At 63.5% G+C, this 20,563-nt stretch carries 18 protein-coding genes and 1 pseudogene; 10 read left to right on the plus strand and 9 right to left on the minus strand.

Translation table 11 applies throughout. The features are described 5' to 3' along the window. The first annotated feature begins 3 nt into the window (after window positions 1–3). From AC1D05_RS14200 to AC1D05_RS14210, 3 genes and pseudogenes are all read left to right on the plus strand, one after another. On the plus strand, window positions 4–1,404 hold the full coding sequence (locus tag AC1D05_RS14200; RefSeq protein ID WP_477441368.1) for a glutamine synthetase family protein: 1,401 nt from the start codon (window positions 4–6) through the stop codon (window positions 1,402–1,404). A 106-nt stretch (window positions 1,405–1,510) separates the two neighbouring features. Next, window positions 1,511–2,054 (plus strand): annotated as a pseudogene (locus tag AC1D05_RS14205) (radical SAM protein); the annotation flags it as partial. A 101-nt stretch (window positions 2,055–2,155) separates the two neighbouring features. After that, window positions 2,156–2,938 (plus strand): UdgX family uracil-DNA binding protein, encoded by a 783-nt coding sequence (locus AC1D05_RS14210; RefSeq protein ID WP_477441370.1) that lies wholly within the window; start codon window positions 2,156–2,158, stop codon window positions 2,936–2,938. Between the two features lie 9 nt (window positions 2,939–2,947). On the opposite strand, the gene AC1D05_RS14215 is transcribed toward AC1D05_RS14210, so the two are convergent. The 4 genes from AC1D05_RS14215 to AC1D05_RS14230 all read right to left on the minus strand — a co-directional run bounded on the left by AC1D05_RS14215 (window position 2,948) and on the right by AC1D05_RS14230 (window position 7,323). Continuing rightward, a complete protein-coding gene (locus AC1D05_RS14215; protein WP_477441371.1) occupies window positions 2,948–4,213 on the minus strand; it encodes a glycerate kinase type-2 family protein in 1,266 nt (421 codons plus the stop codon). Further along, window positions 4,210–4,713, minus strand: coding sequence for a heme-degrading domain-containing protein (locus AC1D05_RS14220; RefSeq protein ID WP_477441373.1), 504 nt, complete (start codon window positions 4,711–4,713; stop codon window positions 4,210–4,212). The genes AC1D05_RS14215 and AC1D05_RS14220 overlap by 4 nt, the downstream gene beginning before the upstream one ends. A 77-nt stretch (window positions 4,714–4,790) precedes the next feature. Next, the gene (guaD, locus tag AC1D05_RS14225; RefSeq protein ID WP_477441375.1) at window positions 4,791–6,104 is read right to left on the minus strand and encodes a guanine deaminase; all 1,314 of its coding nucleotides are present in this window, start codon (window positions 6,102–6,104) and stop codon (window positions 4,791–4,793) included. 1 nt (window position 6,105) lies between these two features. Next, on the minus strand, window positions 6,106–7,323 hold the full coding sequence (locus AC1D05_RS14230) for a urate hydroxylase PuuD (protein ID WP_477441376.1): 1,218 nt from the start codon (window positions 7,321–7,323) through the stop codon (window positions 6,106–6,108). A 163-nt stretch (window positions 7,324–7,486) separates the two neighbouring features. Here AC1D05_RS14230 and AC1D05_RS14235 point away from each other — a divergent pair, with 163 nt between their 5' ends. From AC1D05_RS14235 to AC1D05_RS14245, 3 genes are read left to right on the plus strand one after another with little or no spacing between them, the layout of a single operon-like run. Then, window positions 7,487–8,407 (plus strand): LysR family transcriptional regulator, encoded by a 921-nt coding sequence (locus AC1D05_RS14235; RefSeq protein ID WP_477441378.1) that lies wholly within the window; start codon window positions 7,487–7,489, stop codon window positions 8,405–8,407. Window positions 8,408–8,466: 59 nt separating this feature from the next. Continuing rightward, entirely contained in the window at window positions 8,467–9,429 is a 963-nt protein-coding gene (locus AC1D05_RS14240) for an LLM class flavin-dependent oxidoreductase (protein WP_477441379.1), read from the plus strand. Beyond that, window positions 9,426–10,673, plus strand: coding sequence for an LLM class flavin-dependent oxidoreductase (locus AC1D05_RS14245; protein ID WP_477441381.1), 1,248 nt, complete (start codon window positions 9,426–9,428; stop codon window positions 10,671–10,673). The genes AC1D05_RS14240 and AC1D05_RS14245 overlap by 4 nt, the downstream gene beginning before the upstream one ends. An 11-nt stretch (window positions 10,674–10,684) precedes the next feature. Here AC1D05_RS14245 and AC1D05_RS14250 read toward each other — a convergent pair whose 3' ends face one another. From AC1D05_RS14250 to uraH, 5 genes are all read right to left on the minus strand, one after another. Then, complete coding sequence (locus tag AC1D05_RS14250) at window positions 10,685–11,521, minus strand: PhzF family phenazine biosynthesis protein (RefSeq protein ID WP_477441383.1); 837 nt, start codon at window positions 11,519–11,521, stop codon at window positions 10,685–10,687. 91 nt (window positions 11,522–11,612) lie between these two features. Then, window positions 11,613–12,623 carry a xanthine dehydrogenase accessory protein XdhC gene (xdhC, locus tag AC1D05_RS14255; RefSeq protein WP_477441385.1) on the minus strand — a complete coding sequence of 337 codons (1,011 nt, stop codon included), beginning with the start codon at window positions 12,621–12,623 and terminating at the stop codon, window positions 11,613–11,615. A 62-nt stretch (window positions 12,624–12,685) separates the two neighbouring features. Then, window positions 12,686–15,049 (minus strand): xanthine dehydrogenase molybdopterin binding subunit, encoded by a 2,364-nt coding sequence (gene xdhB, locus AC1D05_RS14260; protein WP_477441629.1) that lies wholly within the window; start codon window positions 15,047–15,049, stop codon window positions 12,686–12,688. After that, entirely contained in the window at window positions 15,049–16,530 is a 1,482-nt protein-coding gene (xdhA, locus tag AC1D05_RS14265; RefSeq protein WP_477441386.1) for a xanthine dehydrogenase small subunit, read from the minus strand. Before xdhA ends, xdhB begins: the two co-directional genes overlap by 1 nt. Window positions 16,531–16,533: 3 nt before the next feature. Next, a complete protein-coding gene (gene uraH / locus AC1D05_RS14270; RefSeq protein WP_477441388.1) occupies window positions 16,534–16,908 on the minus strand; it encodes a hydroxyisourate hydrolase in 375 nt (124 codons plus the stop codon). 183 nt (window positions 16,909–17,091) lie between these two features. Between uraH and puuE the strand changes: the two genes are divergently transcribed. From puuE to AC1D05_RS14290, 4 genes are read left to right on the plus strand one after another with little or no spacing between them, the layout of a single operon-like run. Continuing rightward, window positions 17,092–18,510, plus strand: a complete 1,419-nt coding sequence (gene puuE / locus AC1D05_RS14275; protein WP_477441390.1) for an allantoinase PuuE — start codon at window positions 17,092–17,094, stop codon at window positions 18,508–18,510. A 10-nt stretch (window positions 18,511–18,520) separates the two neighbouring features. Then, window positions 18,521–19,384 (plus strand): bifunctional allantoicase/(S)-ureidoglycine aminohydrolase, encoded by an 864-nt coding sequence (locus AC1D05_RS14280; RefSeq protein ID WP_477441392.1) that lies wholly within the window; start codon window positions 18,521–18,523, stop codon window positions 19,382–19,384. Continuing rightward, entirely contained in the window at window positions 19,381–19,887 is a 507-nt protein-coding gene (locus AC1D05_RS14285) for an ureidoglycolate lyase (RefSeq protein WP_477441394.1), read from the plus strand. The genes AC1D05_RS14280 and AC1D05_RS14285 overlap by 4 nt, the downstream gene beginning before the upstream one ends. Continuing rightward, window positions 19,884–20,477 (plus strand): nucleoside deaminase, encoded by a 594-nt coding sequence (locus tag AC1D05_RS14290; RefSeq protein WP_477441396.1) that lies wholly within the window; start codon window positions 19,884–19,886, stop codon window positions 20,475–20,477. The genes AC1D05_RS14285 and AC1D05_RS14290 overlap by 4 nt, the downstream gene beginning before the upstream one ends. Window positions 20,478–20,563: the final 86 nt, after the last annotated feature.

The following is a 20,563-nucleotide window of genomic DNA, read 5'->3' on the forward strand; positions in this document are numbered from 1 at the left end:
GCCATGGACAATGCCATCGTGACCTCACCTTCGGGGTCCTCGCCCACCGAAGCGAAGGCCTTTCTCGACGCCCATCCCGAGATCGAAGCCTTCGATATCGTTTTGACCGACGCCAACGGTGTCGGCCGCGGCAAGATCGTGCGCCGGCATGAGCTGAAAAGCATTTTCGAGGGCGGCCGGCATATGCCGATCTCGATCCTCGGCCTCGACATCACCGGCGAGGATGTGCACGAGACCGGGCTGATCTGGACGACCGGCGACGGCGATCTCAGGGCATGGCCGATCCCCGGCACGTTGGTGCCGCTCTACGGCACCAACCCGCCGCGCGGCCAGGTGCTGATGGCGATGTATCATCTCGATGGCCAGCCGATGTCGTCGGACCCGCGCCTGGCTCTGGCCCGGCAGGTCGACATATTGGCGGCCAAGGGGCTTTATCCGGCCGGCGCCTTCGAATTGGAATTTTTCCTGCTGGCCAATGAACGCGATGCCGAGGGCAAGGTGCAGCCGGCGCGCGCGGTGCTCGATGGCCGTGTCTCGGGCAAGACGGAGGTCTATTCCGTCGACCACCTGCACGGCATGGAGCCGCTGTTCTCCGACATCTACGCCGCAGCCAAGGCGCAAGGCATTCCGGCCGAGACGGTGATTTCGGAATACGCGCCGGGCCAGTACGAATTGACGCTGAACTACCGCAAGGATGTGATGCGGGCGGCCGACGACCTCGTCATGCTGAAGCGGCTGGTGCGGGCGCAGGCGCGCCGCCATGGCGTGACCGCCTGCTTCATGGCCAAGCCGATCGAGAAATATGCCGGCTCGGGCATGCATTTCCATGTCTCGCTGCAGGACAAGGCCGGCCGCAACGTCTTTGCCGAAGCCGGCGGCGAGAGCTGGTCACTGCCCCTATTGCAAGGGCTCGGAGGCCTGATCCAGACGATGGCGGAATCGATGCTGGTGTTTGCGCCGCACGCCAATTCCTGGCGGCGCTTCGTCTCGCAATCCTATGCGCCGGTGGCCCCGACCTGGGGCGTCAACAACCGTTCGGTGGCGCTGCGCGTGCCGGCCGGCGACGCGAAAAACCGTCGCATCGAGCACCGGCCGTCGGGCGTCGACGCCAATCCCTATCTGATCGCCGCGACGGTGCTCGCCGGCATCATCAAAGGCCTCGACGAGGGGCTTGATCCTGGCCCCGAAACGACCGGCAATGGCTATGAGGCTGCCGTCACGCGTACGACGATGCCGGCTGATTGGCGCGCGGCGATCGAGGCGGCCAAGGCGTCCAGCTTCCTGAAAGGCGCGCTTGGCGAGGACCTGCACCGCACCTTCGTGGCGATCAAGCAGTCCGAATATCTACGCGTGGCGCGCACGGTCAGCGAACTGGATTATCATCTCTATCTGCATGAGGTTTGACGACCTTGTGATGGGCGGCGATCACTTTTTTCGCCGCCTATGTCAAATGAGGTAGCGCGCCAGCCCATCAGAACATATCATGAACGGATGAGCGCTCTCACCGTCCCTCGCCAATTTCTGCATCTACGATTGCAGCTATTGCATCAACCGCTCGTCCTCGAATGTGAAGCGCGCCCGCTTCAGCATCGACGAGGTGGTCAAGCTGACCATGGATTTCTACCGGCGCAACTACATCGAGGGCTTGTTTCTTTCGTCGGGCGTTATCCGCTCGCCCGATGAGACCATGGGCGGAGATGGTCGAAGTGGCGCGACGGTTGCGGCTGGAAGAAAAGTTCTCCGGCTATATTCATCTGAAAACCATCCCGGAAAGTTCGGCGGAACTGGTCGAGCAGGCCGGGCTCTACGCCGACCGGCTGTCGATCAATGTCGAGCTGCCCACCGATGAGGGCGTCAAGAGACTGGCGCCGGAGAAGAGACCTGAAACGATCCGCCTTTCCATGGCCAGGCTGCGCCAGAAGATGGAAGAAAAGGCCGAGCCGACACTGAGGACCAAAAAGCGCGAACGCTTTGCGCCCGGTGGCCAGTCGACACAGATGATCGTCGGCGCCGACAGGACCTCCGATGACGGCATTTTGCACACCAGCGCCCGGGCGCCGCCAAGGGCGATGCGCCTGATCAAGACGGTACCGAAGCGCTGTGGCGCACCTATTTCGAGAACATCTTCAATCCGGCACGGCTCAAGGTGAAGGCCATGAAGGAGATGCCGAAGAAATATTGGCGGAACCTTCCCGAGGCCTCGCTCATTCCAGAACTGATCGCAGGAGCGGACAAGGTCGCCAAAGATATGATTGCGAAGATGCCGACGACACCGGCGCCGCACCACGCCAAGGTGCAGGCCAGGCATTGGCCGAAGCAGCTCGCCGAGACGCCGCAAGATGGTGACGCCAGCACCATTTCCGAGTTGCGCGAGGCGGCGAAAGGCTGTCGCCGCTGCCCGCTGTGGCGCGATGCGACGCAGACCGTTTTCGGCGAAGGGCCTGATAACGCCAAGGTGATTTTCGTCGGCGAACAGCCGGGCGACCAGGAGGATCTTGCCGGCAAACCTTTCGTCGGCCCGGCCGGCAACGTGTTCGATGCGATCCTGGATGACGCGGGCGTGGACCGGCAAAAAGTCTACGTCACCAATGCGGTCAAGCACTTCAAATTCGAGCCGCGCGGCAAACGGCGCATCCATTCCAAGCCGAATGCCGGCGAGGTGCAGGCCTGCCGCTGGTGGATCGATCGGGAGTTCGAGTTGATCAAGCCGGACCTTGCGGTGGCGCTCGGCGCCACGGCAGCACTGTCGCTGCTCGGCAAGGCGATCCCGGTGACGAAGATGCGCGGCCAGGTGATCGAGCGCGAGGATGGTTTGCGCGTCTTCATCACCATCCATCCCTCCTTCATCCTGCGCATCCATGAGCCCGCGGACAAGGACGCCGAACGCGAGCGGTTTTTGCAGGATATGAAGCAGGTGAAACGGCTGATGGCCGCGTGAGTTGTTTGCCTAGCGGATCAGGACCGCCCTGAGATCATTCACATTCGTGCCGGTCGGCCCTGGCACGAAAAGGTCACCCACCGCGTTGAAAGCCGTCCAGGCATTGTTGCCCGCCAGCATCGCCTTGGCGTCGACGCCGGCCGCGCGCATGCGCGACACAGTCGAGCCGTCGGCAAAAGCGCCGGCATTGTTTTCCGAACCGTCGATGCCGTCGGTATCGGCCGCCAGGGCGTGAATGCCTTGTACTCCGTTGATGCCGATGGCGAAGGCGAGCAGGAATTCCGAGTTGCGGCCGCCCTTGCCTTTGGCGCGCAAGGTCACCGTGGTTTCGCCGCCGGACAGGATCAGCACGGGCCTTTGAAACGGCCGGTTGCGGGTCGCCACTTCGCGCGCAATGGCCGCGTGAACGCCGCCGACTTCACGCGCTTCGCCTTCAATGGCATCGGAGAGGATGACAGCTTCGATCCCCTGCCGTTTTGCCTCAGCGGCTCCTGCTTCCAGCGATACCCCAGCCGAGGCGATCAGATGTACTTCATTCTGCGAAAAGCGCTGATCGTCGGGATCTGGCGCATCGGCCGCCGGCGAATTGATGTGCGCCATCACCGAGGCCGGCAGCTTCATACTATAGGCTGATATTGATGCCAGCGCATCTTCGCGGCTGCCGGTATCGGGGACCGTCGGCCCGGAGGCGACAAGGGCCGGATTGTCGCCGGGAATGTCGGAGACAACCAGCGACACCACCTTGGCCGGCCAGGCGGCGGCCGCCAGCCTTCCGCCCTTGATGGTCGAGACATGCTTGCGAATGGTGTTCATCGCCGCGATCGGCGCGCCGGAGGCGAGCAGCGCCTCGTTGACGGCGATCTCGTCGGCCAGCGTCAGGCTACCGGCGGGCGATGGCAGCAGCGCCGAGCCGCCACCGGAAATCAACGCCACCACCAGATCGTCCTCAGTCAGCCCCTGGACTTTTGCCAGCAGCCGCCGCGAGGCCTCGAGGCCGGCGGCGTCCGGCACTGGATGCGCCGCCTCGATGATTTCGACGCGCTCGCATTTGGCGCCATAGCCGTAGCGTGTGACGACCAGCCCTTCGATCGGACCGCCCCAGACCTTCTCGAACGCCGCCGCCATTTGTGCCGAACCTTTGCCAGCGCCGATGACGATGGTGCGGCCTTTGGGATTGGCCGGCAGATGATCCTTGATGGTCCGTTCAGGGTCGGCAGCGGCGACGGCCGCATTGAAGATGGACGTGAGAAAGGCCTTAGGATCGAGCACGGTCATTCGACTTCCGGAGATAAGGCCAGCCCGCGCTTGTCGACACCCAGATGATCGCAGAGCGCATCGACCACGACGCCATGATCCTCGCGCTCCGGCAGCCCGGAAACCGCGATCACGCCGATGACGCCGGCGCCTTTGACCGTCACCGGAAAGCCGCCGCCGGCGAGCACGTAGTCCGAGATGTCGAGGCCCTCGCCGATCTTGAAGGTGCGGTCGGGGCGCTGTTGTTCCAGCACGAGACGATAGGTACTCCTGAGATAGCGCCTGACGACATTGATCTTGCGCCGCGCCCAGTCGGGATTGGAGGCATTCGAACCCGGCATCGCGGCATAGAACAGCGGCCGATCCCACAGCCTGATATCGACGATAACAGGCATGTTTTCAGCAACTGCTCGGTCGCGGATAGCCGAGCCGATCTTGAAGGCAACGGCCTCATCGAAGGCGGGAAAGACAAGAATTTCTTCCTGTCTCTTGATCAGAGCGATGTCGTCAGCAACGGCCATGTCGTTCCCCTGTCAACTTCGCCGCACGCTTTGGCCGATGGCTGCCGCCGGGTCAAGCAATGAACGCAGCTGGCGCTCTAATTCGCCATATCGCTCTTGGCGGCCCGGCCCGCGACATAGACCTCGCGCACAGCGCGGTCGTCGCCAAGCGTCTGGAGCAGAAACAATTCCTGCGCCAGCGTCTGCGCCGTTTCCATCCTGAGCCGCATCGCCGGCGTCGCCCTGGCGTCGAGCACGACGATGTCGGCGTCGGTGCCCGCTTCCAGCGTGCCGATCTTGTCGGCAACCGACAGCGCCTCGGCATTGCCGCGCGTGATCTGCCAGAAGGACTGGAACGGGTTGAGTTTCTCGCCGTTCAGCGCGATCACCTTGTAGCCTTCGTCCATGGTACGCAGCATCGAATAGTTGGTGCCACCGCCGACATCGGTGGCGGCGGCGATCCTGAGCGGCTTGTCGCGGCGGCGAAAGCGCTGATAGTCGAAAAGGCCGGAGCCGAGGAACAGGTTAGAAGTCGGGCAGAACACAGCCACCGAGCCGCTCTCCGAAAGCGCGTCCGCCTCGCGCTCGCTGAGATGGATGCAATGGCCGAACAGGCTTTTTTTGCCCAGCAGCCCGTAATGCTCATAGACATCGGTGTAGTCGCGCGACCACGGGTAAAGCTGTTGCGTGAAGGCGATCTCGGCGTGGTTTTCCGAAAGATGCGTCTGCATGTGCAGGCCGGGATGTTCGCGACAGAGAGCGCCCGCCATCTCCATCTGCTCCGGCGAGGAGGTGATGGCGAAGCGTGGCGTGATGGCGTAGTGCTGGCGGCCCTTGCCGTGCCACCCCGCGATCAGCGCCTTCGTGTCGTCATAGCCGGATTGCGGCGTGTCGAGCACGCCTTCGGGCGCGTTGCGGTCCATCATCACCTTGCCGGCGATGTTGAGCATGTTGCGGTCATGCGACTCAGCGAAAAAGGCTTCGGCGGAGGCCTTGTGCACCGAGCAATAGGCGGCGACCGTCGTCGTGCCGTGCCGCACCATCTCGTCGAGAAACAGCCGCGCAATGCGACGGCCATGCTGCGCGTTGGCGAACTTCGTCTCTTCCGGAAAAGTGTAGGTGTTCAGCCAGTCGAGCAGTTCGGCGCCGTAGGAGGCGATGATCTGCATCTGCGGGAAATGCACGTGGGTATCGATGAAGCCCGGCAGCAGCAAATGCGGCCGGTGGTCGATCGTCTTTGTCCCCTCACCGGCCTGTTTCTCGACATCGCCATAAGGGCCTGATGCAACGATCCTGCCATCGCTGATCAGCAGTCCGCCATCTTCCTCGTAACGCCAGGCCGAATGGTCGTCGATGGTTTGCGGCCAGCGCACAAAGGACAGTGTGCGGCCGCGCAGAAGTGTCGAGGTCATGCTATTTCCCTGCGCCTTCGAACCAGGCCACCAGCAATGCCCGTTCCTTGTCGGTGATTTGGCTGACATTGGCGGGCGGCATGGCATGGCTGCGGCCGGCCTGCAGATAGATCTCGCGGGCGTGGTTGGCGATTGCCGCGTCGCTGTCCAACATCACCCCCATCGGTGCGTGATAGATGCCTTCATAGACCGGCTCCGCCGCGTGGCACATCGAGCAGCGGCCGAGCACGGTGTCGCGCGCGGCCGGGAAATGGGCGGAGGCGATATAGATGTCCGCCGAGGCGGACGCCTTCGGCTCGCCGGTCAGCACTTTCGGCACGGTCGACAGCCAGATGATGATGATGAACAGGACAAGGGCGCCCAGCCACGTCCAGTGCGGGTTGCCGGCACGCTTGTGCACGGTGTTGAAATAATGCCGGATCAGCACGCCGATGATGAACACCAGCGAGGCGATGACCCAGTTGAACTGCGTGCCGAACGCCAGGGGATAGTGGTTCGACAGCATCAGGAACAGCACCGGCAGCGTCAGATAGTTGTTGTGAAGCGAGCGCTGCTTGGCGATCTTGCCATATTTCGGGTCGGGCTTGCGGCCGGCGATCAGGTCGGCGACGACGATCTTCTGGTTGGGGATGATGACCATGAAGACATTGGCCGACATGATCGTGGCGGTGATCGCGCCCAGATGCAGGAAGGCGGCGCGGCCGGTGAAGAGATGCGTCAGCCCCCAGGCGATGAACACCAGCACGCCGTAGAGCACCAGCATCAGGCCGGTGTCGCTTTTGCCAAGCGGCGAGCGGCACAGAAGATCATAGACCACCCAGCCGACGCCGATCGTTGCCATCGACAGCAGGATGCCGACCGGCACCGACATCGGCAGCACATTGGGATCGATCAGGAACAGGTCGGCGCCGGCATAGTAGACGACGCACAGCATGGCGAAGCCGGACAGCCAGGTGGCGTAGGATTCCCATTTGAACCAGGTCAGATGCTCGGGCATTTCGGCCGGCGCCACCAGATATTTCTGGATGTGGTAGAAACCGCCGCCATGCACCTGCCATTCCTCGCCGAAGGCGCCGACCGGCATGCCCGGGCGCTGGCGCAAGCCGAGATCGAGCGCGACGAAATAGAACGACGAGCCTATCCAGGCGATGCCGGTGATGACATGCAGCCAGCGCACGGCGAAGCTCAGCCATTCCCAGAAAATCGCGAAATCCATCATTTGAAATCGTCCCTGCCGATGACGCGACTTTACGGTGTCGCACGCAAACGGAAAGAGGCGAGGTGTACGATGACTTTCAAAAAAAAATGGAAAATACTAGGCTAGACCCACGCAGCAGGATGGGAGCCGCCTAAAGGCGACCTCAGGAAAGCCACGGAACCGCATGGCCTATCTCGACAACATTGCCGTCTTCGTCCGTGTCGTCGAACTCGGCAATCTGTCGGCGGCGGGCCGCGACATGCGCATTTCGCCGGCGGTCGCCTCCAACCGCATCAAGGAACTGGAAAAGCATCTGGGCGTCAGGCTGTTCAACCGCACCACCCGGCAGTTGATGCCGACCGAGCATGGCACAGTGTTCTACTCCGGCGCCAAGCAGGTGCTGGAGGCGATCACCGAAGCGGAAGCCGCGGTCTCGGCATTATCCGGCCAGCCGCGCGGTACTATCAAAGTGACCGCACCGCTTGGCCTTGGCCGCCGGCTCGTCGCCTCGGGCATTCCCGATTTCCACGACAAATACCCTGATATCGAGGTGCGGCTGAGGCTCTCTGACCACAATATCGACATCATGAAGGAAGGCATCGATGTCGCCTTCAAGCTCGGCATCATCGAGGATTCGAGCCTCAGGATGCGTGGCATTATGGAATGCGAGCGCGTGCTGGTGGCGGCGCCGAAATATCTCGAGGCGCGCGGCGAACCGATGGAGCCGCAAGAACTGATCGGCAAGAAGCATGACTGCCTGATGTTGCGCTATTCCGGTGCGCGCGAATATGTCTGGACGCTGCAGACCCCCACAGGCCCACAGAAATTCGAAGTGCACGGGCCTTACGACACCGACGACGGCGACGTGCTGACCGGCTGGGCGCTGTCGGGGCGCGGCATCATCAACAAGCCGCGCTTCGAGGTCGAGCCGTTCATCCGCGACCAGCGGCTCAAGGTAATCCTGGCCAGCACGCCGCCGACGCCGGTGCAGTTCGCCGCCGTCTATCCGCACAAGAAGCTGCAGGACCCGAAGGTGCGGCTGCTGCTCGACTTCATGGCCGAGCGCTGCCAGCGGCTGATCAAGGATCTTCTGGCCGGCAAGTGAGGGCCTGCTGGTCTATTCGCCGGACTTGCCTTGCGCGCCGGCGAACTTAGGTTGGTGCGATGCATCTCGCCATTTCGCTAAACATCGCTGCCACCAACGGACAGCCCGCTCTGGATTTCGGCCAGATCAGGAGTTTCGTGCGGGAGGCAGAGGCGGCCGGCGTTGACATGGTCGTGATTTCCGATTCCGCGGATGAACTATCAAGCAGCCCGTTTGAAGCGACAACGCTGCTGGCGGCGCTGGCGACCGTCACCGATAAGATCGGGCTCGTGGCCAGCGCCTCGACGCTAGCGCATCAGCCCTACAATCTGGCACGCCGCTTTGCTTCGCTCGATATTATCAGCCACGGCCGCATCGGCTGGAACGCGACGATGCGGCAGAACCCGCGCGAGGCCGGAAACTTCAGCCGGCCCGACGGTTTCTCCGACGATGATTTCCGCCGCCGCGCCAAGGAGTTCATCAACATTGTACGGGCGTTGTGGATTGGCTGGGAGCGCGACGCGCTGCTGTTCGACAAGGCAGCGGGCCGCTTCCACGATCCGGACAAGATGCACCCACTGAACCACATCGGCGAATTCTTCTCGGTACGCGGGCCGCTCAATGTCGCGCGCTCGCCGCAGGACAGGCCACTGCTCTTGTTGTCGGATCTGGAAAAGGCCGACCTCGATTTCGCCAGCCGCCTCGCGGATGTCGTGCTGCTGAACGAGCTTGAACCGCCTGAAGCGAAAACGGCCTGCGATGAACTCAGACACTGGGCGCGGGAAGCCGGGCGCGATCCGTCGTCGATAAAAATGCTGACGGTCATGGATGCTCGGCAGGAGCTTGATGGCGGCAGTCTGGAAGCGCTTTGCCTCTCATCTGGCTGCGACGGTGTCGTTCTGGCTGTGCAGCCTCATCCCGCCGCTCTCGAGGATTTTGTCAAACGCCTGCTGCCGCAACTCAAGCGTCACGGACCCGTGGAGGCATCACCGGGTAGGACTCTGCGCGACCGTCTTGGCTTCAGTGAGGATGGCGGGTCATGAGCGCGCAGATGAAGCTCGGCGCCTTCCTGTGGGCGACGGGCCACCACATTGCCGCCTGGCGCCACCCCAAGGCGCATGTGACCGCCGGCATCGACATCGACCATTACATCCAACTGGCGCGCACGGCGGAAGCGGCGAAGTTCGACATGATCTTCTGTGAGGATGCCGCCGGCCTGCGCGAAGCCAATGTCGGCATCGCCAGCCAGACATCGCGTTCGATCGGCTTCGAGCCGATCAGCCTGCTGTCGGCGCTCGCCGCCCAGACCAGCCGCATCGGTCTCGTTTCGACGGCTTCGACAAGCTACAACGAGCCTTTCGGCCTGGCGCGGACCTTTCTGTCGCTCGACCATCTGAGCGGCGGCCGGGCCGGCTGGAACCTGGTGACCTCGGCCAGTCCCATCGAAGCCGCCAATTTCGGCGCGACTGGCCTCAAGCCCCACGCCGACCGCTACGAGCGGGCGCGTGAATTCGCCGAGGTGGTGACCGGGCTTTGGCAGGGCAAGGCGTCCGGCCACGACGGCCAGAGCTTTTCGGTGCACGATCCGCTCGACCTGCCGCGCTCGCCGCAGGGCGCGCCGGTCATGGTTCAGGCCGGCGCCTCGGATGTCGGCCGTGACCTTGCCGCCCGCACCGCCGACGTGGTGTTCACGGCGGCGCAAACGTTCGAGGAAGCGAAGGCCTTTTACGACGATCTCAAAGGGCGCATGGCCGCCTATGGACGTGAGCCGGACGACATCAAGATCATGCCGGGTGTCTCGCCCGTGGTGGCGGAAACCGAGGCCGAGGCGCGGGAGAAACATGAGGAGTTGCAGGCGCTGATCCCCGACGATGTCGGCATGGCGCTACTGTCCAGCTATCTCAGCATCTCCGACCTCTGGCGATATCCGATTGACGGGCCGCTGCCCGAGTTGCCGGAGAGCGAAGGCATGAAAAGCCGGCAGGCGCTGGTCGTCGAGCAATCGCGCCGCGACGGCCTTTCCATCCGCCAGCTTGCCCGCCATTTCGCCGGGGCGCGCGGCCATTGGCGCATCGTGGGCACGCCGGCGCAGGTCGCCGACGAATTGCAGGCGCGGTTCGAAGGCGGTGCTGCCGACGGCTTCAACGTCATGCCGTCCTACTTCCCCGGCGAACTCAATGCCTTTGCGACGCTGGTGGTGCCGGAACTGCAGCGGCGCGGCCTGTTCCGCCGGGAATACGAAGGCCGAACGCTGCGCCAGCATCTGGGCTTGAAGCGACCGGCCTGAGGCTGGCGCGGCTACGCTTCCTCCATCATCCGGGCCGTACCGGAGACCCTGATCGAGCTGCCGATCTCGGGCGCAATGTCGGCGTGCAGGCGCGAACGCACGCCCATGTCCTCACCTTGCACGACATCGATCGCGCCGCCATGCGGCCAGCCGATGTCGCGGAGGTAGCCGGCAAAGGCAGCTGTCGAGGCGCCCGTCGCCGGGTCCTCATAGACGCCGCCGGAGGCAAAGGGATTGCGCGTATGGAACAGCCGCGGCGTTTCGGCATAGGCGAGCAGGATCGTCACCAGCCCCTCGCGCCGCATCAGTACTTGCCCGGCTTTCAGCTCGTAACGCATGGCGGCCAGTGCTTCGCGCGATTTGAGGGCCAGCACAAGATGGTCGGCGCCGCCATGGATCAGCGCCGGCGGAATGGTTGGATCGAGATCGGTCGCGGTATAGCCGAACAGTGCCAGCGCCTCGGCGATCTGCTGCGGAGAAGCAGGCTTGCTGCGTGTCGGCGGCGACTGCAATGCGGCGGCAATGGTCGCGCCATCACGGAACCCTTCGACGGTGATGCTGGCCTGGTTGAGGGTCAGCGGGAAAATTCCATCGCCAAATTGCCGGACAAGAGCGGCTCCCAAGGCGATGGTGGCGTGACCGCAGAAAGGAACTTCGGATTCCGGCGAGAAATAGCGCACCCGCCAGTTGTCGCCATCCGGTGCGGCAAAGGCGGTTTCGGAGAACCCGACCTCCGCCGCCAGACGCTGCATTTCGACGGCATCGGGCAAGACATCGCCGATCAGCACCCCGGCAGGATTGCCGCCCGTGTTGCCATCCGAAAAGGCCGCGATTTTCAGAACGTTCATGTATCCTCACCTCATGCCGCAATGCCGGGTGGATACCGCAAATACATGGTTCGAGCGATTGAAAAACGGACAGGCCGACGGGCAGTCCTGGCTAACCGGCCATGACCTTGTGCTGCTGGACCTGACGGTCGGCATTTGACGCAGCGGCGTGAACAACCAGCGCAGTCATGATCTCGGCGGCGGCAAGTGCGGCGATGACGGGCGGACGCTTGTCCTTGACGGCATCGCCGCCGATCGGCGAGACGAGGCGGGCAAACTCCGCTTCTGTGCCTTCAGCCGATTTCAGGAACCAATTCCTGAAGGTCGCCTTCTTGGTCTTCGAGCCGATCATGCCGACATAGGCGGCATCGTCGCGTTTCAGCGCTTCGGCGACGATCAGGAAATCCAATGCGTGATCGTGGGTGAGGATGGCGAAGGCGGTGCCGGCGGGAGCGTTGTGCACCTCGGCCTCGGGCATCGGCGTCAGCCGCGTCTCGACGGTTTCCGGCATGCCTTCCAGTGCCTCGGCCCGCGTCTCGATGACGACGCCGTGCACGGGAAGCAGCGCAATCGTTGACGCCAGCGCCTGGCCGACATGGCCGCCGCCGAAGATATAGACATGCGGCAGGTGCGCTTCCTCAGCCTCCGCGGCCGCAACCAGTTCGGCAGCGAGCGCGGCATCGACAAGCCGGATCAAGACTTCGACGCGCCCGCCACAGCATTGGCCGATCTCTGGCCCGAGCGGCACGTCGAGTGTGGCGCAGACTTCATCGACCTCGATGCGGGTTCCCCTCCCCCTCGAGGGGAGGGTGGCGGCGAAGCCGTCGGGTGGGGTCGTTGCGGCAGTGCGCGACGCCCTTGTGGTGCCTTCTGAGAGGACCCCCTCTGGCCGCCTCGCGGCCATCTCCCCCTCAAGGGGGGAGAAAAGCATCTGCCTGGCCTTGTCGATGGCCATGTATTCGAGCTGGCCGCCGCCGATCGTGCCGAAAATCGCCTCTTGTGAGACGAGCATGAAGGCGCCCTTCTCGCGCGGCGTCGAGCCCTTGGTGCCGGCCACCTCGACCAGGGCGACCCGGCCTGCGCTGGCGAGAAAGGCTTTCAGGCTTTGCACTTTCGAGTTCATCGTCTGCATTCCCACCCGGGAAATATAGCGTTTTCAGGCACGATTTGCACGTTTGGGCTCGATCAGCCCGGTTTTGCGGCTTCCCGCTTCAACCGCTCTATCGCCATCAGCACGCGTTCGGGCGTCGCCGGCGCATCAAGGCGCGGACAGATCTTGTGATCGGCAACGCTCGCCACCGCATCCGAGAGCGCATGCAGAACCGACATGCCGTGCGGCAGCGGCGGCTCGCCGACCGCCTTGGAACGGTGGATGGTCGGCTCGTAGGCCTGCGACCAGTCGGTCAGCGCCACGTTGAAAATCTTCGGGCGGTCGGACGCCAGGGGGATCTTGTAGGTCGAAGGCGCATGCGTACGTAGCCGGCCTTTGTCATCCCACCACAGTTCTTCCGTCGTCAGCCAGCCCATGCCCTGGATGAAGCCGCCCTCGATCTGGCCGATGTCGATTGCGCGGTTCAGCGAGCGGCCGCAATCGTGCAGGATATCGGCGCGCTCGACGACATATTCGCCGGTCAGCGTGTCGACAGACACTTCAGAGCAGGCCGCGCCATAGGCGTAGTAGTAGAAGGCGTGGCCCTGGCCCTTGCCGCGGTCCCAATGGATTTTCGGCGTCTTGTAGAAACCGGCGGCCGAGAGCTGGACGCGCGCGATGTAGGCCTGCTTGACCAGGTCGTTGAAGCTGACTTCCTGGTTGCCGACGCGTACCCGGTTGGGCAGGAACACCACCTGATCGACCGGCACCTGGTATTTCTCTGCAGCGAAATCGGTCAGCCGCTGGCGGATCTGGCGCGCGGCATTCTGCGCCGCCATGCCGTTGAGATCGGCGCCCGATGACGCCGCCGTCGGTGCCGTGTTCGGCACCTTGCCGGTGGTGGTGGCGGTGATTTTCACCCGCTCGAGATCGATCTGGAATTCCTCCGCCACGACCTGCGCCACCTTGAGGTGCAGGCCCTGCCCCATTTCGGTGCCGCCATGGTTCATGTGCACGGAGCCATCAGCGTAGACATGCACCAGCGCGCCGGCCTGGTTGGACTCGGTCTTGGTGAAGGAGATGCCGAACTTGACCGGCGTCAGCGCCAGGCCGCGCTTGACGAAGCGGCTGTTGGCGTTGAAGGCCTGGATCTCACGCCGACGCCGCGCATAGTTGGCGCTTTCCTCGAGCTCGGCGACGATGCGCTGGATGATGTTGTCCTCGACCTTCTGATGGTAGGGCGTGACGTTGCGCGCGCCGATCGCCTCCATCGGGTCGTAGAAGTTCAGCTTGCGTATTGCGAGCGGGTCCTTGCCGACGGCGAAGGCTACCTCGTCGATGACGCGCTCGGCGCCGATCATGCCTTGTGGGCCGCCGAAGCCCCGGAAGGCCGTGTTGGAAACGGTGTTGGTGTAGAGCGGCGCCGACTTGGCGTGCACGTTCGGATAGAAATAGGCGTTGTCGCAATGGAACAGCGCACGGTCGCCGACCGGGCCGGACAGGTCGGCCGAGAAGCCGGCATTGAGAGCGAACATGAAGTCGACGCCGAGGATATTGCCCTCATTGTCGAAGCCGACCTCATAGTCGATGGCGAAGTCGTGCCGCTTGCCGGTGGCGATCATATCCTCGTCACGGTCGAGCCTGACCTTCACGGCCCGTTTGTGCTTCTTGGCCGCGATCGCGGCGATTGCCGCGCACTGGTTGGCCTGTGTTTCCTTACCGCCGAAGCCGCCACCCATGCGGCGGACTTCAACGGTCACCGCATGGCTCGGCACGCCGAGCACATGGGAGACAAGGTGCTGGGTCTCGCTCGGCCCCTGGGTCGAGCAATAGACCGTGACCTCGTCGTCCTCGCCCGGCACGGCCAACGACACCTGACCCTCGAGGTAGAAGTGGTCCTGCCCGCCAAGCTTCATCCGCCCTTTCACCCGACGGGGCGCCGCGGCGATCGCGGCAGCCGGGTCGCCGCGCCGCAAGGTCAACGGCGTGGTGACCAGCCTGTCCTTGAGCGGGTCCAGCGACCAGATGCCGAGGATGGCTGGAAGCTCGTCATATTCGATCCTGGCCAGACGCGCGGCACGGCGCGCCGCGTCCCGTGTTTCAGCGATGACCGCAAAGATCGGCTGACCGAAGAACTGCACCTTGCCTTCCGCCAGCACCGGGTCGTCATGCATGTTGCTGGGCGACACGTCGTTCTCCCCGGGCACGTCGGCATAGGTCAGCACATCGACGACGCCGGGTGCGGCCCACACCGCCGAGAGGTCCACGCTCTTCAGCGTGCCATGCGCCACCTTCGACAGGCCGAGGCCGACATGCAGCGTGCCTGCCGGTTCCGGCATGTCGTCGATATAGACGGCGGCGCCGCTGACATGCTTGTGGGCCGAGTCATGAGGTTGATCGGTGGCGACACCGCCGGCGATCTTCTCAGCCTTGAGATTTGATGTGGCGTGCTTGTTCATCATGCCGCCTCGTTACGTGACACCTGGAAGGGTGCCTTTGTGCCGGTGGTTTCGACAAAGAAGCGCAGCAACAGATTTTTCGCCGCCAGGGCCCGATATTCCGCGCTTGCCCGCATGTCGGTAAGCGGCGTGAAATCCCTGGCGTATTCGGCCATCGCCGTCTCGACCATCTCTTCGGTCCAGGGCTTGCCGAGCAGCGCCTTTTCGACAGAAGACGCCCGCTTCGGCGTCGCCGCCATGCCGCCATAGGCGATGCGCACGTCGGCGACCGTGCCGTCCTTGGCCCGCGTCAGGAAGAACGCGCCAAGGGCAGCGGTTATGTCCTCATCGCGGCGCTTTGTAATTTTGTAGACGGCAAACTTTGCGTCCTTGGCCGGGATAGGAACATGCACGGCTTCGACGAACTCGCCCGGCTGCAACTCCTGCTTGCCATAGGCAATAAAGAAGGTTTCCAGCGGAATCGTGCGCCGCTTCTTGCCCTTGCGCAGCGTCAGCCGCGCGCCGAGCGCGATCAATGGCGGTGGCGTGTCGCCGATCGGCGACCCGTTGGCGATGTTGCCGCCGATGGTGCCCATGTTACGCACCTGTTCGCCGCCGATGCGGTCGAACAATGGCCCCAGCGTCGGGATGCGTTTGGCGAGCGTCGAGAAGGCTTCGGTGTAAGTGACGCCGGCGCCGATCGAGATGACGCCCTTGTCTTCCGAGATCGTGCAAAGCCCGTCGAGATTGCCGATGAAGATCACCGGCGAGATGTCGCGCATGTGCTTGGTCACCCACAGGCCGACATCAGTCGAACCGGCAACGATGGTGGCGCCGGGTTCCTTGTCGAGCACGGCGGCGAAATCGTCGACATTGGCCGGCACGATGAGCCGCGCCTTGGCCGAACCGATCTCGATCCGCGCGCCGTCCCGCAAGGCTTCGAGCCTCGCCGTGATCGCCTTGCGCTCCACCGCCAGCGGATCCTTCGCCGCCTTGCCGTAGCTGGAGATGGCGTGCGCGGCGCGCATGATCGCCTCGTAGCCGGTGCAGCGGCAGAGATTGCCTTGCAGGGCCTTTTCGATGGCCGCGTTCGATGGATCGGGCGACTTCATCCACAGGCCGTATAGCGACATGACGAAGCCCGGCGTGCAGAAGCCGCATTGCGAGCCGTGGAAATCGACCATCGCCTGCTGCACCGGATGCAACTGGCCGGGCTCGCCGCGCAGGTGCTCGACCGTCACGACATGGGTGCCGTCGAGCGAGCCGAGGAAGCGGATGCAGGCATTGACGCTTTCATAGACCAGCCCGCCAGCGGAAAGCTTGCCGACCAGCACGGTGCAGGCGCCGCAATCGCCCTCGGCGCAACCTTCCTTGGTGCCGCGCAGCGAACTGTCGAGCCGCAGCCAGTCGAGCAAGGTCGCGTCAGGCGCCACCGACGACAACACGACATCCCTGCCATTGAGGATGAAACGGATCTCGTTGCGGACAGAAATCTTGGCCATGCCTCAGCTCCCCCTGTAGGTCGAATAGCCGTAGGGCGAGATCAGCAATGGTACATGATAGTGCACCGCTTCCGCCATGCCGAAGCGGATCGGCACGCTGTCGAGGAAGGCCGGCTCAGGCAGCTTTGTGCCCTGGCCGCGCAGATAATCGCCAGCGGCGAACACCAGTTCGTATTCGCCGGTACGGAATTCCGCTCCGGCGAGCAGTGGTGCGTCGCAGCGGCCGTCGGCATTGGTGATAACGGTCTTCAGATGTGTCCGCGCGTCGCCCTCAAGGTGATAAAGCGCAATCGACAACCCGGCCGCCGGCTTGCCGGTCGCCGTGTCCAGCACGTGGGTCGTCAGACGTCCGCCATCGGCCTTCGACGTTTCTGCCACTGGCGCCTCCCATTCCCGGTACAGTCGAACAAAGCAATGAATTGTGCGCCAATTAAAGGCGATGCATAAGTCCCGGTCGAGCGGAGCGGTACAAAAACACTTTCAAAAATTTCAAGGGAATGCGCCGGCAACCCTTTCGACTATCCTGATCACAACTTCCGGCAGTGTCCGGCAGGAGGGGCAATGCGTTACACCAGAGATATGCGCGGCTACGGAGCCAATCCGCCGGATCCGAAATGGCCTGGCGGTGCGCATGTCGCCGTGCAGTTCGTCGTCAACTACGAAGAGGGCGGTGAGAATTGCGTGCTGCACGGCGACAAGGCTTCGGAAGCTTTCCTGTCTGAGATCGTCGGCGCGGCACCTTGGGTGGGTCAGCGCCACTGGAATATGGAATCGATCTACGAATATGGCGCGCGGGCCGGCTTCTGGCGGCTGCTGCGCCTGTTCAGCGAAGCCGAGGTTCCGGTGACCTGCTACGGCGTCGCCTCAGCACTTGCACGCTCGCCCGACCAGGTCACGGCCATGCAGGACGCCGGCTGGGAAATCGCCTCGCACGGGCTGAAATGGATCGACTACCGCGACCATGCGCCGGAAGATGAACGCCGTGACCTCGAAGCAGCGATCAAGCTGCATTACGAGGTGACCGGCCAGCGCCCGACCGGCTGGTATACGGGCCGCACCTCGGTCAACACGGTGCGGCTGGTCGCTGAAGAGGGTGGCTTCGACTACGTCTCAGACACCTATGACGATGAACTGCCCTATTGGTTCGAACATAGCGGCGGCACGCAGCTCATCATCCCCTATACGCTCGACGCCAACGACATGCGCTTCGCCACGCCGCAGGGCTTCAATTCGGGCGACCAGTTCTTCGCCTATCTGAAGGACAGTTTCGACACGCTCTATGCCGAGGGCAAGGCCGGGCGACCGCGCATGATGAATATCGGCCTGCATTGCCGCCTCGTTGGGCGACCGGGCCGGGTGGCGGCACTGAAGCGCTTCGTCGACTATGTCAGATCGCACGACAAGGTCTGGCTGGCGCGGCGCATCGACATCGCCAGGCACTGGCAGGAGAACCATCCCTACAAGCCGGCGGCACTGCGCCCGTCGAAGATGGAATTCGAGACCTTCGTTCACACCTTCGGCGGCGTGTTCGAGCATTCGCCCTGGATCGCGGAACGGGCCTACGAGCTGGAACTCGGTCCGGCACACGACACGGCAGGCGGCCTGCACAATGCGCTTTGCCGCATCTTCCGTTCCGCCAGCGAGACCGAGCGGCTCGGTGTCCTCAACGCCCATCCCGACCTTGCCGGCAAGCTGGCCAAGGCCAGGCGACTGACGGCGGAATCGACCCGGGAACAGGCCTCCGCCGGCCTCGACGCGCTGACCGACAAGGAACGCGAACTGTTCTCCAAGCTCAACGCCGCCTACGTCACCACCTTCGGCTTTCCCTTCATCATCGCGGTGAAGGGCAAGACCAAGGAGGAGATCCTCGCCGAATTCGAGGCGCGTATCGGCAACGGCCGTGGCGTCGAATTCGAGACCGCCTGCAAACAGGTCGAGCGCATCGCGCTGCTCCGCCTCAAAGACATGCTACCGCAATAGGTTTGAACCCATGGATACGATCAGGATGCCCGAGCGAACCTATTATGCGCCGCATGGCGGCCATTCCGGCCAGACCGAGCTTTTGACCGGCCGCGCCGTCTTCACCGAGGCCTATGCCATCATCCCCAGGGGCGTGATGCAGGATATCGTCACCAGCGCCCTGCCGTTCTGGGACAAGACCCGCGTCTGGATCCTGTCGCGACCGCTGTCCGGCTTCGCCGAGACGTTTTCGCAATACATCGTCGAGGTCGCGCCGGGCGGCGGCAGCGAGCGGCCGGAACCCGATTCCGGCGCCGAGGGCGCCCTGTTCGTGGTCGAAGGCGAACTGACGGTCCTGCTGGCCGGCAAGAAGCATGTCTTGCGGCCAGGCGGCTTTGCCTTCCTGCCGCCGTCCAGCGGCTGGATCGTTCGTAACGAAAGCAAGGCGGCAGTCCGCTTCCATTGGATTCGCAAGGCTTACGAGGCGGTCGACGGTCTCGACACGCCGGAAGCCTTCTTCACCAACGAGCAGGAGATCGCACCGACGCCGATGCCCGGCACCGAAGGCCGCTGGGCGACGACACGGTTCGTCGATCCGGCCGATTTGCGTCACGACATGCACATGACCATCGTCACGCTCGAGCCAGGTGCCGTTATTCCTTTCGCCGAGACGCATGTCATGGAGCACGGGCTCTATGTGCTGGAAGGCAAGGGGGTCTATCGCCTCAACCAGGACTGGGTCGAGGTCGAGGCCGGCGACTATATGTGGCTGCGCGCCTTCTGCCCGCAGGCCTGCTATGCCGGCGGCCCCGGAAAATTCCGCTATCTGCTCTACAAGGACGTCAACCGCCACGCCAAGCTTGGCAGTGCCGGCATTGCAAGGCGGGCGCCGTGACCCGCATCGTCGCGCGGCCGCTAACCCGTGAGAGCTTTGCCGCATTCGGCGACGTTATCGACATGGGCGGCGACAACCACTACCCGATCAATGGCGGCAAAGCCGAGCGCTACCACGACCTCGCCACGGCCGAAGCAGCAGGGCCAAAAGCCCGGGTGCTGATCTCGATGGTGCGCGGCATGCCTTACGAACTGCCGCTGAAACTGACCATGGTCGAGCGTCACCCCTTCGGCAGCCAGGCTTTCATCCCGCTGTCACCGCGCCCATTCCTGGTCGTCGTCTGCCATGACGGCAAGGAGGGCCCGGGCGAGCCGCATGCGTTCATCACCGCGCCCGGACAAGGCATCAACTATTCCCGCAATCTCTGGCATGGCGTGCTGACGCCGCTCGGCGAGGCTCAGGATTTTCTGATCGTCGACCGCGGCGGTGAGGGTTCCAACCTCGAAGAATTCCACTTCTCGCACGCCTACGAGATCCATCTCCCGGACCAGACCAAGTCATGACCGATATTTCCCTGATCGACCGCCTGCTCGATGTCATCGAGCACGACATCGTGCCGAAGACGGCGGACGGCGTCGCCCACGGCAACAAGTTGTTCGGCGCGGCGATCCTGCGCAAGGATGATCGCTCGCTGGTGCTGGCCGAGACCAACAACGAGATCGAGAACCCGCTCTGGCATGGCGAGGTGCACTGCCTAAAGCGTTTCTACGAAATGCCCAGGGCCGAGCGTGTCGACACCAAGGACGCCATCTTCATCGCCACGCACGAGCCGTGCTCGCTTTGCCTGTCGGCGATCACCTGGACCGGCTTCGACAATTTCTACTATTTGTTCAGCCACGAGGATTCGCGCGACAGTTTTGCTATCCCGCACGATCTGAAGATTCTGAAAGAGGTCTTCACCCTCGATCCCGGCGGCTACAATGCCGAGAATGCGTATTGGCAGAGCTTTTCCATCCGCAGGCTGGTGCGGGCGCTGCCCGAGGCCGAGCGCCAGAGGCTGGAAACGCGCATCGGCGAGATCTCGGCCCGTTATGACGAGCTGTCCGGCGCCTACCAGGCGAGCAAGGACGAAAACGACATTCCGCTGAACTAAGCGTGTGCGGCAGACTGCGGCACAGGTCGCATAATTCGCTGCGCCAGTCGCGAATGGCGATTGAAACTTGCCGCGCCGCGGGGCGT

This window comes from Mesorhizobium sp. P2_E9 (genome assembly GCF_056403815.1).

Excerpts from the sequence above, each read along its gene's own strand:
- AC1D05_RS14200 (WP_477441368.1), top strand. The coding sequence starts at position 4 with ATGGACAATGCCATCGTGACCTCACCTTCGGGGTCCTCGCCCACCGAA.
- AC1D05_RS14210 (WP_477441370.1), top strand. The coding sequence starts at position 2,156 with ATGAAGGAGATGCCGAAGAAATATTGGCGGAACCTTCCCGAGGCCTCG.
- AC1D05_RS14215 (WP_477441371.1), bottom strand. The coding sequence starts at position 4,213 with ATGACCGTGCTCGATCCTAAGGCCTTTCTCACGTCCATCTTCAATGCG.
- AC1D05_RS14220 (WP_477441373.1), bottom strand. The coding sequence starts at position 4,713 with ATGGCCGTTGCTGACGACATCGCTCTGATCAAGAGACAGGAAGAAATT.
- guaD (WP_477441375.1), bottom strand. The coding sequence starts at position 6,104 with ATGACCTCGACACTTCTGCGCGGCCGCACACTGTCCTTTGTGCGCTGG.
- AC1D05_RS14230 (WP_477441376.1), bottom strand. The coding sequence starts at position 7,323 with ATGATGGATTTCGCGATTTTCTGGGAATGGCTGAGCTTCGCCGTGCGC.
- AC1D05_RS14235 (WP_477441378.1), top strand. The coding sequence starts at position 7,487 with ATGGCCTATCTCGACAACATTGCCGTCTTCGTCCGTGTCGTCGAACTC.
- AC1D05_RS14240 (WP_477441379.1), top strand. The coding sequence starts at position 8,467 with ATGCATCTCGCCATTTCGCTAAACATCGCTGCCACCAACGGACAGCCC.
- AC1D05_RS14245 (WP_477441381.1), top strand. The coding sequence starts at position 9,426 with ATGAGCGCGCAGATGAAGCTCGGCGCCTTCCTGTGGGCGACGGGCCAC.
- AC1D05_RS14250 (WP_477441383.1), bottom strand. The coding sequence starts at position 11,521 with ATGAACGTTCTGAAAATCGCGGCCTTTTCGGATGGCAACACGGGCGGC.
- xdhC (WP_477441385.1), bottom strand. The coding sequence starts at position 12,623 with ATGAACTCGAAAGTGCAAAGCCTGAAAGCCTTTCTCGCCAGCGCAGGC.
- xdhB (WP_477441629.1), bottom strand. The coding sequence starts at position 15,049 with ATGAACAAGCACGCCACATCAAATCTCAAGGCTGAGAAGATCGCCGGC.
- xdhA (WP_477441386.1), bottom strand. The coding sequence starts at position 16,530 with ATGGCCAAGATTTCTGTCCGCAACGAGATCCGTTTCATCCTCAATGGC.
- puuE (WP_477441390.1), top strand. The coding sequence starts at position 17,092 with ATGCGTTACACCAGAGATATGCGCGGCTACGGAGCCAATCCGCCGGAT.
- AC1D05_RS14280 (WP_477441392.1), top strand. The coding sequence starts at position 18,521 with ATGGATACGATCAGGATGCCCGAGCGAACCTATTATGCGCCGCATGGC.
- AC1D05_RS14290 (WP_477441396.1), top strand. The coding sequence starts at position 19,884 with ATGACCGATATTTCCCTGATCGACCGCCTGCTCGATGTCATCGAGCAC.